Origin of the sequence: Ideonella sp. BN130291, from assembly GCF_036231905.1 — a bacterium.
In the GTDB taxonomy this organism is placed as follows: domain Bacteria; phylum Pseudomonadota; class Gammaproteobacteria; order Burkholderiales; family Burkholderiaceae_C; genus CAMLIZ01.
Map to the genome: position 1 here is coordinate 190,367 of NZ_JAZARE010000005.1, position 13,858 is coordinate 204,224.

Genomic DNA, 13,858 nt, shown 5'->3' on the forward strand with positions numbered 1-13,858 from the left:
GAAGAATGACAGTTGGGGTGGTCGCTCATGCCGCCTCTTCCGCCGGCAGGAGCAGGGAACGGGGGAAAATGGGGTGCAGGATTATGGGTCAGCTGTCCCCGAAGAAGTAGCGCTTCAGGCCGGCCAGAACCATTTCCACTGCGATGGCGGTCAGCACCAGGCCCATGAGTTTTTCGATCGCCGACACCATGGAGTGCCCGATCAGCTTGCGGATGCGGCCGGCGGCCATGAGCACCGCGCCCGACACGCCCATGGCCGCGGTGAGTGCGCCTATCCAGTCCACCAGCCGGTCGGGCTGGCGAGACGCGAGCAGCAGCACGGTGGCCATGGCGGAGGGCCCGGCCAGCAACGGCACGGCCAGGGGAAAGATCAAGGGCTCGCGCGGCTTGCCGTCGCCGGCATACACCTCCACACCCGACTGGAAGATCATGCGGATGGCGATGATCAGCAGAATCACCCCGCCGGCCACTTCCAGCGAGCGCTCGGACAGCCGCATCAGGTGCAGGAAGCCACGGCCGCTGAGCATGAACGCGATCAGCACCGTGAAGGCAATCGCGACCTCGCGCACCGCCACGATGGTGCGGCGCTCGGGTGCCACGCCCTTCATCACGGAGATGAAGATCGGCAGGCTGCCCAGCGGGTCCAGCACCAGCAGCAACAGCACGAACGCTGAAAGGAAGTTGTGGGCCATCGATGGCGCAACAGGCCGTCATGCCGGCGCGCGGCTGGCGCCAAGGCGGTGCAAGACCCGGGCCAGCGCGTCCACCGCCTGGTCCAGCTGGGCCAGCGTCACGACGAGCGGCGGTGCCAGGCGCACCACGGTGCCATGCGTGTCCTTGGTGAGCACGCCTTCGTTCATCAGGCCCACGCAGACGCTGCGGGCACTGGCGAAGCCGGGGTCGATCTCCACGCCGACGAGCAGGCCCTTGCCGCGCAGGTCCACGATCGCGGGATGGCCGATCGCCTTCAGCCGCAGCATCAGGTGCTCGCCGGTCCAGCGCGCCTGCTCGGCGAGGCCTTCACGTTCCAGCAGCTGCAGGGCGGCATCGCCCACCGCGGCGGCCAGCGGGTTGCCGCCGAAGGTGCTGCCGTGGTCGCCGGGGGTGAAGAGATCCATCACGTCGTCACGCGCCAGGAAGGCACTCACCGGCAGCAGCCCGCCGCCCAGCGCCTTGCCCAGCGTCAGCCCATCAGGGCGCACACCTTCGTGGTCGCAGGCCAGCATGGCGCCGGTGCGGCCCAGGCCGGTCTGGATCTCGTCGCAGATCATCAGCACGTTATGGCGATCACAGGCCTCGCGCACGGCCTTCAGGTAACCGTGTGGCGGCACCACGATGCCCGCCTCGCCCTGGATCGGCTCGATCAGCACCGCGCAGGTGTCAGGCGTGATCGCCGCTTCCAGTGCGGCCGCATCGCCGAAAGGCACCTGCACGAAGCCGGGCGCAAAGGGGCCGAAGCCGTCGCGGTACTGCGCTTCGGTGGAGAAGCCGACGATGGTGGTGGTGCGGCCGGCGAAGTTGTTCTCCGCCACGATGATCTGCGCCCTGCCCTCGGCCACGCCCTTGATCCGATAGCCCCATTTGCGGGCGGCCTTGATCGCCGTTTCCACGGCTTCCGCGCCGGAGTTCATCGGCAGCGCACGCGCCATGCCGGTCATGCGGCACAGGCGCTGCAGGAAGGGGCCCAGCTTGTCGGTGTGGAAGGCGCGCGAAGTGATGGCCAGGCGCTGGGCCTGCTCGTTGAGCGCCTGCAGCAGCACCGGATGGCCGTGGCCGAAGCTCACCGCCGAGTAGGCCGACATCATGTCGAGGTAGCAGCGGCCGGCGTCGTCCCACAGCTGAACGCCTTCGCCGCGGGTGAGCACCACCGGCAGCGGGTCGTAGTTGCGGGCGCCATAGCGCGCCTCCAGCCCGATCGGTGATTCGTCGGGCGTCGCCTCGTGGGGAAGGCGGGCAGTCATTGCAAGTCTCCTGGCGGACCCCGCTCGAACGTGCGGCCGGGCTCTCGAAATCGAAACCGTGACTCTAACCGCGCGGCAACGCAAGATGCTTTCTATTTGTTGCGCCGACGCAGCGGGTCATGACAAGATTCGTGCACCAAACTGTCACGGCCTGTTTTCATGGATGCGTTGGACACGATTGACCGCAAGATTCTTAAGGCACTGCAGGATGATGGCCGTGCGTCCAACGTGGAGCTGGCCGCCGAGGTGCACCTCTCGGCACCGCAATGCTTCCGCCGGGTGCGCGCGCTGGAGGAACGCAGGGTGATCCGCGGCTACACCGCCAGGGTGGCGCCCGAGGCGCTGGGGCTGGGGGTCACCGCTTTCGTGAGCCTGAACATCGACGGCGGCAAGTTCGACCAGGTGCGCAGCATCGAGAGCCACATCCGCGACTTCCCGCAGATCCTGGAGTGCCACACCGTGTCGGGCGACTACGACTACCTGCTGAAGGTGGTGGCCAAGGACCTGAAGTCCCTGTCCCAGTTTCTCACCGACCGCCTGATGCAGATCCCCGGCGTGGCCGACGTGCGCTCCATGATCTGCATGGAAGAAGTGAAGCCGCCCTCGGCGCTACCGACAGCGCTCTGACCGACGCATGAAAAAGGGCACCATCGGTGCCCTTTCGTCCTTCAAGCTGGAACCCCCTCCCGGAGGGGGCCCGGGGGAGCCAAACGTTCGCCCGCAGGGCTCCACATGGGCCTCTAGCCCATGTGGAGCCCGCCGTTGCAGGACATGTCCGCGCCGGTCGTGAATCCGGACTCGTCGCTCGCCAGCCACGACACCATGGAAGCGATCTCCTCCGGCGTACCCAGCCGCTTGATGGGGATGGTGGCGATGATCTTGTCCAGCACGTCCTGGCGGATTGCCTTGACCATGTCGGTCGCGATGTAGCCCGGGCTGATCGTGTTCACCGTCACACCCTTGCTGGCCACTTCCTGCGCCAGGGCCATCGTGAAGCCGTGCATGCCGGCCTTGGCCGCCGAGTAGTTGGTCTGGCCGAACTGGCCCTTCTCGCCATTGACCGAGCTGATGTTGATGATGCGGCCCCAGCCCCGGTCCATCATGTCGTCGATGACCTGCTTGGTCACATTGAACATGCTGTTGAGGTTGGTGTTGATCACCGCATCCCAGTCGGCCCGGGTCATCTTGCGGAACAGGCCGTCACGCGTGATGCCGGCGTTGTTGACCAGCACGTCGACCGGGCCGTGTTCCGCCTTCACCTTGGTGAACGCTGCGACGGTGGAATCCCATTCCGCCACGTTGCCCACCGAGACGTAGAAGGTGTAGCCGAGCGCCTTCTGCTCGTTGAGCCACTTGTCGAAGTCGCGGCTGGGGCCGCAGCCGGCGATCACCTTGAAGCCGTCCTTGTGCAGGCGCTGGCACATCGCGGTGCCGATACCGCCCATGCCGCCGGTGACGTATGCAATCTTCTGAGCCATGTGAGTGTTCTCCTTGGGGTTGTTATTGCCCTGTTGTGTTCCCAGGGTGGCCCGCTTGCCGCATCGGGTCAAGCGGGGGTTCTCCCTGCATGTCGCCCCCGCTTCGCCGGGTACGGCGAATCACCCCCCGAAGGGGGTGCCGCCTTGCTTGGGGCGGCCCGGCGCGGCGGCGGCCTCGCGCCTTCCGATGTTCAGCGCTCGATCGTGAGCGCAACACCCATGCCACCGCCGATGCACAGCGAGGCGATGCCCTTCTTCGCATTGCGGCGCTGCATTTCGTGCAGCAGCGTCACCAGAATGCGGCAGCCGGATGCACCGATCGGGTGCCCGATGGCGATGGCACCGCCGTTGACATTCACCTTGCTGGTGTCCCAGCCCATCTCGTTGTGCACCGCGCAGGCCTGGGCGGCAAAGGCTTCGTTGATCTCCAGCAGGTCCAGGTCGGCCGGCTTCCAGCCGGCACGCTCCAGCGCCTTCTTGGCGGCCGGCACCGGGCCCATGCCCATGAAGGCCGGGTCCAGGCCCGCGCTGGCGTAGGAGGCGATGCGGCCCAGGGGCTTCAGGCCCAGCTTGTCGGCCATCGCCGCCGTCATCACCACCACGCCGGCGGCGCCGTCGTTCAGGCCGGACGCGTTGCCGGCCGTCACGCTGCCCGCCTTGTCGAAGGCGGGGCGCAGGCTGGCCAGCGCTTCAGCGTTGGTCTTGCGGTTGATGAACTCGTCCGCATCGAAGACCAGCGGGTCGCCCTTCTTCTGCGGGATCTGCACGCCGACGATCTCGTCCTTGAAGCGGCCCGCGTCCTGCGCGGCGGCGGCTTTCTGCTGCGACGCCAGCGCCAGCGCATCCTGCTGTTCACGCGTGACGCCGTACTTCTTGGCCACGTTCTCGGCCGTGATGCCCATGTGGTACTGGTTGTACACGTCCCACAGGCCGTCGGTGATCATGGTGTCGATGAGCTTCCAGTCGCCCATGCGCTGGCCATCGCGCGAGCCCGGCAGCACGTGGGGCGACAGGCTCATGCTTTCCTGACCGCCGGCGATCACGATCTGCGAATCGCCGTCGCGGATGGCCTGCGCCGCCAGCATCACGGCCTTGAGGCCGGAGCCGCACACCTTGTTGATGGTCATCGCAGGCGTGGCCTGCGACAGGCCGGCCTTGATGACGGCCTGGCGCGCCGGGTTCTGCCCGGTGCCGGCCTGCAGCACCTGGCCGAGGATTACCTCGTCCACCTGGTCGGGCTGCAGCCGGGCGCGCTGCAGCAGCTCGCGCAGCACGATGGCGCCGAGTTCGGACGCGGGCGTCTTGGCCAGCGTGCCGCCGAACTTGCCGACCGCGGTGCGGGCAGCTGCGACGATGACGATGTCGGTGGTCATGGAGGGTCTCCTTTGGGGGTCAGGCCTTGGCTTTGACGTAGCGGCCGGGGGCGGGTTCGATGGCTTTGTAGCGCTTGTTGCCGAAGGTCTTGGGGGCAGCAATTTGCTTGCCGGCATGGGCCTTCAGCCAATCTGCCCAGTCTGGCCACCAACTGCCGGGCGCTTCTTGCGCATTGGCAAACCATTGGGCGGCCGTGGGCGGCAGCGCGGCGCTGGCCTTGGTGGTCCAGTGGCTGCGCTTTTTCTTCTCGGGCGGGTTGATGACGCCGGCGATGTGGCCGGAGGCACCCAGCACGAAACGCGTCTTGCCCTTGAGCACCTGGGTGTTCAGGTAGGCCGCGTCCCAAGGCACGATGTGGTCCTCGCGCGAGGCATACACATAGGCCGGCGCCTTGATGCGGCCCAGGTCCACCTTCGCGCCGCAGACGGTGAGCTTGCCGGGCACCTTGAGGTTGTTCTCCAGGTACATGTTGCGCAGGTACCAGCAGTACCAGGGCCCGGGCAGGTTGGTGGAATCGCTGTTCCAGTACAGCAGGTCGAACGGCGGCGGCGTTTCGCCCTTGAGGTAGTTGCCCACCACGTAGTTCCACACCAGGTCGTTCGGGCGCAGGAAGCTGAAGGTGGCCGCCAGTTCCTTGCCGTTGAGCATGCCGGGGCCGGTGGGCGCATCCGGGCCGATGGTGGTCTCGCGCAGCTGCACCGAGGCCTCGTCGACAAACAGGTCCAGCACGCCGGTGTTGCTGAAGTCGAGGAAGGTGGTCAGCAGCGTGAGGCTGGCGGCGGGTTGTTCGCCGCGCGCGGCCAGCACGGCCAGCGCACAGGCCAGCAAGGTGCCACCCACGCAGAACCCCAGGGTGTTGATCTGCTCCGCAGCGGTGATCTCCTGCACCACGCGGATGGCTTGCAGCACCGCGTCCTCGATGTAATCGTCCCAGGTCTTGGCGGCCAGGCTTTCGTCCGGGTTGCGCCAGCTGATCACGAAGGTGCGATGGCCCTGCGACACCGTGTAGCGGATCAGCGAGTTGTCCGGCTGCAGGTCGAGGATGTAGAACTTGTTGATGCACGGCGGCACGAACAGCATCGGCCGTTCGTGCACCTTGGCCGTGAGCGGCTTGTATTCGAGCAGCTGGAACAGTTCGTTCTCGAACACCACCGCGCCTTCGCTCGTGGCCACGTTGCGGCCCACCTCGAACACAGTTTCGTCGGTCTGCGAGAGATGCCCCTGCTGGATGTCATGCAGCAGGTGCTGCAGGCCCTGCGCGATGCTTTCACCGCCGGTCTCCAGCGCGCGTCGCTGCGCTTCGGGGTTGAGTGCCAGGTAGTTGCTGGGGCTGGCGGCGTCCACCCACTGCTGCACCGCGAAGCGGATGCGGGCCTTGGTCTTTTCGTCGCCCTGGATCGAATCGGCCAGCTGCATCAGCGTGCGGGCGTTGAGCAGGTACATCTGCGCCATGTAGGCGGTGGCCGGGTTGCTCGCCCACTCGGTGGCGGCAAAGCGGCGGTCGGCCAGCTTGGGCACGTCTTCGGCCGCCTTGGTACTGAGGCGCTCGACCGTGTCGTTCCACAAGGTGCTGGCCTGCTGGAGATAGTCGCTCTGCAGCCGCGACAAGGCATCGAACGAGACGTTCAAGCCGGACATGGACTTCACGATGTCCCCCACGGCGGCGCCGAAGGCCTGCGCATGCGCGCCCGCGTCATCCAGGGAAGCGATAGGCTTGGCTTTCAAAGGCATGTCTCCTGCAGTGCGTCAGCCGATTGTGGCGGTCGCAAAGCCGCCTTTCTAGCCGCGCGATCTTACCGCATCATGACATCAAATTTCATTACGCGAAACTACGTAAGCCCACTGAAGGGCAAGACATGAGCCCGGTGTTGCTGCTGGTGGGCATCGGCTGGATGTACGTGGTGGTGATGATGGCGGTCGCCGAGGCGATCTCGCCGTCCGGCACGCTGCTGGGCGCCTTGGTCACCTTTGTGCTCTATGGCGCGCTGCCCCTGTCGATCGTGATGTACCTGCTGGCCACACCGGCACGGCGGCGGCGCCGGCGTGCGGCCGAGGCTGCAGAGGCGGCTTCAGCCGCCGCGCAGCCAGACGGCGGCCGCCATGCGCCCGGTGACGCGGTCGCGCCGGAATGAATAGAAGCGCGCCGGGTCTTCCACGGTGCACCAGCCACCCCCGGACACCTGCTGCACGCCGGCCGCGGTGAGCTTGTCGCGTGCCAGCTGCGGCAGGTTCGCCAGCCAGCGTGGTGTGCCGTCCGCCCCGCAACGCGCGGTGAACCGCGCCGGATCGGGCTCGTCGGGCGACTGGTCGAAGGCCGTGAGCACGTCGGCCCCCACCTCGAACGCGCGCGGGCCGATGCAGGCACCCAGCCACGCGACCACCTCCTGCGGCGAGCAGCCGGCCGCCTGGCACACGGCCGCCAGCGTCTGCTCCAACACCCCGCCCGCCAGGCCGCGCCAGCCTGCATGCGCGGCACCGACCGCACGGCCATTGGTTGCAGCGAACAGGACCGGCAGGCAATCGGCCACCGTGACGGTGCAGGCCACGCCCGGCCAGCTGGTCACGCTCGCATCGGCTTCGATCACCGGTGCACCAGGTTCGACCGTGTCGAGGTTCACCACCCTCGTGCCGTGCACCTGCTTCATGAACACCGGTCGCGCGCCTGTCACGTCGGCGAAGCGCTGCATGTTGTGGCGCACTGCCACCTCCTCGTCGCCCACATAGGCGCCCAGGTTCATGCTGGCGAACGGGCCGGCACTCACGCCGCCGGCGCGTGTGCTCATCACCGCGCCCACGGCGGCCGGCGCGTCCCACTGGGGCTGCAGCCAGTCAGCGTCCATCAGGCGGTGGCGTCCGGGCACTTGGACGGCTGGGTTTCGTCGAAGGCGGGCAGTTGCATGCAGGCCTCGAACACCCGCATCACGTTCGGCACGTGATCCAGCCGGCAGTCGAAACGCTGGGCATTGAAGATCTGCGGCACCAGCACGCAGTCGGCCAGCGTGGGCGTGTCGCCATGGCAATACCGCCCGGGCTGGGCCGCCAGCTGCCGCTCCACCACTTCCAGGCCGGTTTCCACCCAGTGCCGGTACCAGCGGTTCTTGTCGTCCTCACTCACCTTGAGCGACTGCACCAGGTAGCGCAGCACGCGCAGGTTGTCCAGCGGATGGATCTCGCAGGCGATGTCCAGCGCCAGCGCCCTCACCCGCGCACGGGCGGCCGGCTCCTTGGGCAGCAGCGGCGGCTCGGGATGCGTTTCCTCCAGGTACTCGATGATGGCCAGCGACTGCGTGAGCGTGTGCTCCCCGTCGCGCAACAGCGGCACCAGGCGCGACGCCGACACCGCCTGGTAGGACTCGTTGAACTGCTCGTTCCTGGCCAGGTGCACCGGCAGGTAGTCGTAGGCCAGGCCCTTGCAGGCCAGCGCGATGCGCACCCGGTAGGAGGCCGAGGAGCGGAAGTAGTTGTAGAGCTGCATGGCGGCCAGTGTAGGAGCCGCGGGCGTGGCTATCATCGGCGCCCCTATGAGTGCCCTGGCATTGCGCCGGTGGCTGCAACGCACCGGCTCGCTGAGTGCGCACCTGCAGACACTGGGCTCCCGATTCGAAGTGCAACGCGTGTCGCAACGCGTGGCGCCCCTGCTGCCGGGCGAGGCCCGCAGCATGGGGCTGCCGCACAGCACACGCTGCGTGGTGCGCCAGGTGGTGCTGCGGGTGGACGGGTTGCCCTTGGTGTTTGCGCGCAGCGTGGCGCCGGCACACGCGCTGCACGGGCCGTGGCGAAGCTTGGGCTCGCTGGGCTCCAAGCCACTGGCGCAATTGCTGTTCGACACACCGCAGGTGTCGCGCAGCCGGCTGCTGGCGCAGCGCATCGGGGCCGCCGGCCCGTGGCGGGCGGTGCTGGACAAGGGCTGGCACGCGGCCACCGGGCAGGCGTGGCCGCAGCCCTTGGCGCACGCGCGCCACTCGGTGTTCCGCAAGGCCGGCATGCCGCTGCGCGTGACCGAGGTGTTCGCCCCGGCCATGCGCTCACGGCCCTGCCCTCAGACGATGCGCACGGCCAGCCGCGGCAAGCCGTCCACTTCCGCTTCCAGCAGGTCGCCGGCCTGTACCGCGGCCACGCCTTCCGGCGTGCCGCTGTAGATCAGGTCGCCAGGCTGCAGCTCCCAGGCGGCCGACAGGTGGGAGATCACCTCGGGCAGGCTCCAGATCAGCTTGCAGATTACGCTGCCCTGGCGCGGCTCGCCGTTGACGCGCAGCGCGATGCGGGTGTCGGCGCCGACCTGGCACTGCGCCGCCGGCTTCAATGCGCCGATGGGCGCGGCCTGGTCGAAACCCTTGCCGATGTCCCAGGGCCGGCCCTGCTTCTTCATCTCGTTCTGCAGGTCGCGCCGCGTCATGTCCAGGCCGACCGCATAGCCCCACACATGGGCCATCGCCTGGTCGACCGGAATGTCCCGGCCGCCCTGGCCGATGGCCACCACCAGCTCCACCTCATGGTGCAGGCTCTTGGTGAGCGAGGGGTAGGCCATCTCGCCGACCTCGCCTTCGGCCACCGGCAGGATGCTGTCGGCCGGCTTGAGGAAGAAGAACGGCGGCTCGCGGCCGGTGTGGCCCATCTCGATCGCGTGTTCCACATAGTTGCGGCCCACGCAGTAGATGCGGCGCACTGGGAAGGTTCCGCCGCCGGCCACGGGGACGCCAGGCATGGCTGGCGGACTCACGACATAAGTCATGCTCAAGGCTCTCCAGTTGGGGTCGTTCCATGATGCCACGGGGCCGTCTGCACACCCCGCTAGTACACTGCCCGCCATGCTTTTCCAAGCGCGCAGCATCAAGCATTGCAAGGCCTGCGGCGGCAGCGTGCACTACCAGGTGCCCGCCGACGACAACCGCGAACGCGCCGTGTGCAGCGACTGCCACGCCATCCATTACGAGAACCCGCTGAACGTGGTGGGCACCGTGCCGTTCTGGCAGGACCAGGTGCTGCTGTGCCGGCGCAACATCGAGCCGCGGCGCGGCCTGTGGACACTGCCCGCCGGTTTCATGGAGCTGGGCGAAAGCACCGCCGAAGGCGCACTGCGCGAAACCGTCGAGGAGGCCGGCGCCGATGTGGAGATGGGCGCGCTCTTCACGCTGCTGAATGTGGTGCGGGTCGGCCAGGTGCACCTGTTCTACCTCGCGCGGCTGCGCAGCACCGAGTTCGCGCCCGGGCCGGAAACCATCGAGGCGCAGCTGTTCACCGAAGCGCAGATCCCCTGGGAAGAGATCGCCTTCAAGACCACCCGGGAAACCCTGCTGCGCTACTTCGAGGACCGGCGCAGCGGCCGGTTCGGCGTGCACACCGCCGACATCGCCTGACCGCCGTATGAGCGAGACGCCCGCACCATCGACCCAGGCTGCCGCCCCCCCCGCTCCTGCCACCGCTGCTGCCGCCACGCCGGCCCCCATCACCTCGCGCCTGCGCGAAGACCTGCTGCACCCTGACCCGCTGCTGGACTGCCTGGTGGAGGTGTGCCGGCTGCATGGCCAGAACGCCTCGCGCGCGTCGCTGTCGGCCGGCTTGCCGCTGGTGGGCGGGCGCCTCACGCTGGAGCTGGCCGAGCGCGCCGCCTCGCGCGCCGGCATGGCCACCCGGCTGCTGCGCCTGCCGCTGGAGCAGATCGACCCGGCCAGCCTGCCCGCCATCCTGGTGCTGGCGGACAACAAGGCCTGCGTGCTGCTGAGCCTGGCGCAGGGCGAGGAGCCCGCGCGCGTGCTGCTGCCCGAAACCGGCCAGGGCTCGGTGCCTCTGACGAGAGAAGAGCTCGCCGCCCGCTACAGCGGCGTGGTGCTCTCGGTGCGGCCGCACTTCCGCTTCGACGACCGCACGCCCGACGTGCGGGCCCATCGCAGCGGCCACTGGTTCTGGAGCGCCCTGCTGGAGCAGCGCTTCGTGTACCGCGATGTGCTGTGGGCGGCCGCGCTGGTGAACCTGTTCGCACTCGCCTTCCCGATGTTCTCGATGAACGTGTACGACCGGGTGGTGCCCAACAACGCGGTGGAGACCTTGTGGGCCCTGGCCATCGGCGTGGTGCTGGTGCTGTGCGCCGACCTGTTCATGCGCAACCTCCGCAGCCATTTTGTGGACGAAGCGAGCGCGCGGGTGGACGTGCAGATCTCGGCCAAGCTGATGGAGCGGGTGCTCGGCATGCGGCTGGAGCATCGGCCGGAGTCGGTGGGCTCGTTCGCCTCCAACCTGCGCGGCTTCGAGCAGGTGCGCGATTTCATCGCCAGCAGCACGGTCACCGCGCTGATCGACCTGCCCTTCGCGCTGCTGTTCGTCATCGCGATGGGCTGGATCTCGATGTGGCTGGTGGCGCCGGTGGTGATCGCGTTCGCGCTGATCCTGGTGGTGGGCTACGTGCTGCAGCACCGGCTGCATGCGCTGGCCGAAACCACCTACAAGGCGTCGGCCCAGCGCAACGCCACGCTGATCGAGAGCCTGACCGGCATCGAGACCATCAAGACGCAGGGCGCCGAGGGCGTGATCCAGGCGCGCTGGGAGCGGGCGAACCGCTTTCTCGCCAGCGTGAACGTGCGCATGCGGGGGCTGTCCTCCGGCGCCATGTATGCGACCAACTGGCTCACGCAGATGGTGACGGTGTGCACCGTGATCATCGGCGTGTACCTGATCTCGCAGCGCGAGCTGACCATGGGCGCGCTGATCGCGGCGGGCATGCTGGCCGGGCGGGCGCTGTCGCCGGCGAGCCAGATTGTGGGCCTGCTGATGCAATACCAGGGCGCGCGCACCGCGCTCGAATCGCTGAACAAGCTGATGGACAAGCCGGTGGAGCGGCCCAGCAGCGCCGAAGGCGGCAGCCCCTTCATCCAGCGGCGCGAGCTCAAAGGCGACATCGAGTTCCGCAACGTGCGTTTTGCCTACCCTGGGCGCGACGACCCGGCGCTGGATGGCGTGAGCTTCAAGATCGCCGCGGGCGAGCGCGTGGCGCTGATCGGCCGCGTGGGCTCGGGCAAGTCCACCATGCAGCGGCTGATGATGGGCCTGTACCAGCCCACCGGCGGCGCGGTGCTGCTCGACGGCATCGACGTGCGCCAGCTCGACCCGGCCGACGTGAGGCGCAACGTGGCCTCGGTGTCGCAGGACGTGATGCTGTTCTACGGCTCGCTGCGCGACAACATCACCTTCGGGCTGCCCTATGCCGACGACTCGGCGGTGGTGCAGGCGGCGGAAACCGCGGGCCTGGCGGAGTTCGTGAACCGGCATCCGCGCGGTTTTGACATGCCGGTGGGCGAACGTGGCGAGCTGCTCTCCGGCGGGCAGCGCCAGGGCGTGGGCATTGCCCGCGCGGTGCTGCACAACGCGCCCATCCTGCTGCTGGACGAACCGACCAGCGCGATGGACTTCTCCACCGAAGCCCAGGTGACCGCCCGGCTGGGCGCCTTTGCACACCAGAAGACGCTGGTGCTGGTGACGCACCGCACTTCGCTGCTGTCGCTGGTGAACCGCGCCATCGTGGTGGACGGCGGCAAGATCGTGGCCGATGGCCCGCGCGACCGCATCATGGAAGCGCTGCAGAGCGGCCGCATCGCGAGGGCGCAATGAACGAGCGCCTGCTGCATGCCGGCCGCACCCTGCTTGCCGGGCTCGAACGCGTGCGCATCCACCTGGAGCCACTGACGACTCGTCTGTTCGGGCCACCCTTGTCCGATGGCGATGCCGCCGCTGGCGGGCTGCGCCCTTTCGAGCAGGAGGCCGACGAGCTGATGTCGCGCAACCGCACGCGCCGGGCCCAGAAGATCGTGCGCTCGGCCGTGATGGTCCTGCTGCTGCTGTTGCTGTGGGCCGCTTTTGCGCACGTGGACGAAGTCACCCGTGGTGAAGGCCGCGTGATCCCGTCGCGCCAGCTGCAGGTGCTGCAGGCGCTGGACGGCGGGGTGGTGGCCGAGATCCTGGTGAAGGAAGGCCAGGTGGTGGACAAGGGCCAGCTGCTGCTGCGCATCGACGAAACCCGGGCCACTTCCGGCGTGCGCGAAAGCGCGGCCACCGGGTTTGCGCTGCAGGCGCGGCAGGCCCGGCTGCGGGCGCTGGCGCAGGGCACCAGGTTCGAGCCGCCCACCGCTCGCGATGCCGAGGAGCAGCGCACCGTGGGCGAGGAACTGCGGCTGTACCAGGCCAAGGTGTCGGAGCTGAACACCATGCTGCAGATCAACCGCCAGCAGCTGGCGCAGCGCCAGCAGGAGCTGACCGAGATGCGCGCCCGCAAGGCGTCGGCCGAGCGCAGCCTGGACCTGGGCCAGCAGGAGCTCGCCAAGACACGGCCGCTGCTGGCCACCGGCGCGGTGTCGGAAGTGGACATCCTGCGCCTGGAGCGCGACGTCGCCCGCAGCCGCGGCGAGGCGGAACAGGCGGCCGCCCAGATCGCACGGGTGCAGGCGGCCATCGGCGAGGCTGAGCGCAAGACCGAAGAAACCGAGCTCACCTTCCGCAACGAGGCCCGGCGCGACCTGGCCGAAGTGACCGGCAAGCTGAACGCGCTGAACCAGGGCGCGGTGGCGCTGGCCGACCGGGTGGACAAGGCCCAAGTGCGCTCCCCGGTGCGCGGGCGGGTGCAGCGGCTGCTGGCCAACACCGTGGGCGGCGTGGTGCAGCCGGGCAAGGACATCGTGGAGATCGTGCCGCTGGACGATGCGCTGATCCTGGAGGCGCGGGTGGCGCCCAAGGACATCGGTTTCATCCGGCCGGGCCAGAACGCGACGGTGAAGTTCACCGCCTACGACTTCTCCATCTACGGCGGCCTGGACGCCACGGTGGAAAACATCAGCCCGGACACCACGATCGACGAGCGCGGCAACGCGTTCTACCTGGTGCGGGTGCGCACCCACCAGGCCAACTTCGGCGAAAAGCTGCCGGTCATCCCCGGCATGACGGCCGAGGTGGACATCCTCACCGGCAACAAGACGGTGCTGTCCTACCTGCTCAAGCCCCTGCTCAAGGGCAAGGCGTACGCGCTGCGCGAACGTTGAACCGCGGCCGCTGAACTTTTCCC

Annotated in this window: 14 protein-coding genes; 6 read left to right on the forward strand and 8 right to left on the reverse strand. The window is 68.3% G+C overall.

Annotated features, from left to right (window positions below):
- Positions 1 to 88 precede the first annotated feature (88 nt).
- Together VPH43_RS12445 and rocD are read right to left on the reverse strand one after the other, a co-directional pair.
- Entirely contained in the window at positions 89 to 691 is a 603-nt protein-coding gene (locus tag VPH43_RS12445; protein WP_328578025.1) for a MarC family protein, read from the reverse strand.
- 18 nt (positions 692 to 709) lie between these two features.
- Entirely contained in the window at positions 710 to 1,960 is a 1,251-nt protein-coding gene (rocD, locus tag VPH43_RS12450; RefSeq protein ID WP_328578026.1) for an ornithine--oxo-acid transaminase, read from the reverse strand.
- A gap of 159 nt (positions 1,961 to 2,119) precedes the next feature.
- Between rocD and VPH43_RS12455 the strand changes: the two genes are divergently transcribed.
- On the forward strand, positions 2,120 to 2,587 hold the full coding sequence (locus VPH43_RS12455; protein ID WP_328578027.1) for an Lrp/AsnC family transcriptional regulator: 468 nt from the start codon (positions 2,120 to 2,122) through the stop codon (positions 2,585 to 2,587).
- A gap of 113 nt (positions 2,588 to 2,700) precedes the next feature.
- Here VPH43_RS12455 and phbB read toward each other — a convergent pair whose 3' ends face one another.
- The 3 genes from phbB to phaC form a co-directional block, all read right to left on the reverse strand.
- A complete protein-coding gene (phbB, locus tag VPH43_RS12460; RefSeq protein WP_328578028.1) occupies positions 2,701 to 3,438 on the reverse strand; it encodes an acetoacetyl-CoA reductase in 738 nt (245 codons plus the stop codon).
- 191 nt (positions 3,439 to 3,629) lie between these two features.
- Complete coding sequence (locus tag VPH43_RS12465; RefSeq protein ID WP_328578029.1) at positions 3,630 to 4,811, reverse strand: acetyl-CoA C-acetyltransferase; 1,182 nt, start codon at positions 4,809 to 4,811, stop codon at positions 3,630 to 3,632.
- A 19-nt stretch (positions 4,812 to 4,830) separates the two neighbouring features.
- A complete protein-coding gene (phaC, locus tag VPH43_RS12470; RefSeq protein WP_328578253.1) occupies positions 4,831 to 6,450 on the reverse strand; it encodes a class I poly(R)-hydroxyalkanoic acid synthase in 1,620 nt (539 codons plus the stop codon).
- Between the two features lie 218 nt (positions 6,451 to 6,668).
- Between phaC and VPH43_RS12475 the strand changes: the two genes are divergently transcribed.
- Positions 6,669 to 6,944: a hypothetical protein gene (locus tag VPH43_RS12475; protein WP_442909278.1), complete on the forward strand. Its 276-nt coding sequence runs from the start codon at positions 6,669 to 6,671 to the stop codon at positions 6,942 to 6,944.
- Here VPH43_RS12475 and pgeF read toward each other — a convergent pair.
- Both pgeF and maiA read right to left on the reverse strand, forming a co-directional pair.
- The gene (gene pgeF / locus VPH43_RS12480; protein ID WP_328578030.1) at positions 6,882 to 7,652 is read right to left on the reverse strand and encodes a peptidoglycan editing factor PgeF; all 771 of its coding nucleotides are present in this window, start codon (positions 7,650 to 7,652) and stop codon (positions 6,882 to 6,884) included. The two genes, VPH43_RS12475 and pgeF, sit on opposite strands and share 63 nt — an antisense overlap.
- Positions 7,652 to 8,287 (reverse strand): maleylacetoacetate isomerase, encoded by a 636-nt coding sequence (gene maiA / locus VPH43_RS12485; RefSeq protein ID WP_328578031.1) that lies wholly within the window; start codon positions 8,285 to 8,287, stop codon positions 7,652 to 7,654. The genes pgeF and maiA overlap by 1 nt, the downstream gene beginning before the upstream one ends.
- A gap of 46 nt (positions 8,288 to 8,333) precedes the next feature.
- On the opposite strand from maiA, the gene VPH43_RS12490 reads away from it, so the two are divergent.
- Entirely contained in the window at positions 8,334 to 8,951 is a 618-nt protein-coding gene (locus VPH43_RS12490) for a chorismate--pyruvate lyase family protein (RefSeq protein WP_328578032.1), read from the forward strand.
- On the opposite strand, the gene VPH43_RS12495 is transcribed toward VPH43_RS12490, so the two are convergent.
- Positions 8,852 to 9,544: a fumarylacetoacetate hydrolase family protein gene (locus tag VPH43_RS12495; RefSeq protein WP_328578033.1), complete on the reverse strand. Its 693-nt coding sequence runs from the start codon at positions 9,542 to 9,544 to the stop codon at positions 8,852 to 8,854. The two genes, VPH43_RS12490 and VPH43_RS12495, sit on opposite strands and share 100 nt — an antisense overlap.
- A 76-nt stretch (positions 9,545 to 9,620) precedes the next feature.
- Between VPH43_RS12495 and VPH43_RS12500 the strand changes: the two genes are divergently transcribed.
- Genes VPH43_RS12500 through VPH43_RS12510 form a run of 3 tightly spaced genes read left to right on the forward strand, consistent with a single transcriptional unit; the run spans position 9,621 to position 13,835 of the window.
- Entirely contained in the window at positions 9,621 to 10,169 is a 549-nt protein-coding gene (locus VPH43_RS12500; protein WP_328578034.1) for an NUDIX hydrolase, read from the forward strand.
- Positions 10,170 to 10,176: 7 nt separating this feature from the next.
- Positions 10,177 to 12,414 carry a type I secretion system permease/ATPase gene (locus tag VPH43_RS12505; RefSeq protein ID WP_328578035.1) on the forward strand — a complete coding sequence of 746 codons (2,238 nt, stop codon included), beginning with the start codon at positions 10,177 to 10,179 and terminating at the stop codon, positions 12,412 to 12,414.
- The gene (locus tag VPH43_RS12510) at positions 12,411 to 13,835 is read left to right on the forward strand and encodes an HlyD family type I secretion periplasmic adaptor subunit (protein ID WP_328578036.1); all 1,425 of its coding nucleotides are present in this window, start codon (positions 12,411 to 12,413) and stop codon (positions 13,833 to 13,835) included. The genes VPH43_RS12505 and VPH43_RS12510 overlap by 4 nt, the downstream gene beginning before the upstream one ends.
- Positions 13,836 to 13,858: the final 23 nt, after the last annotated feature.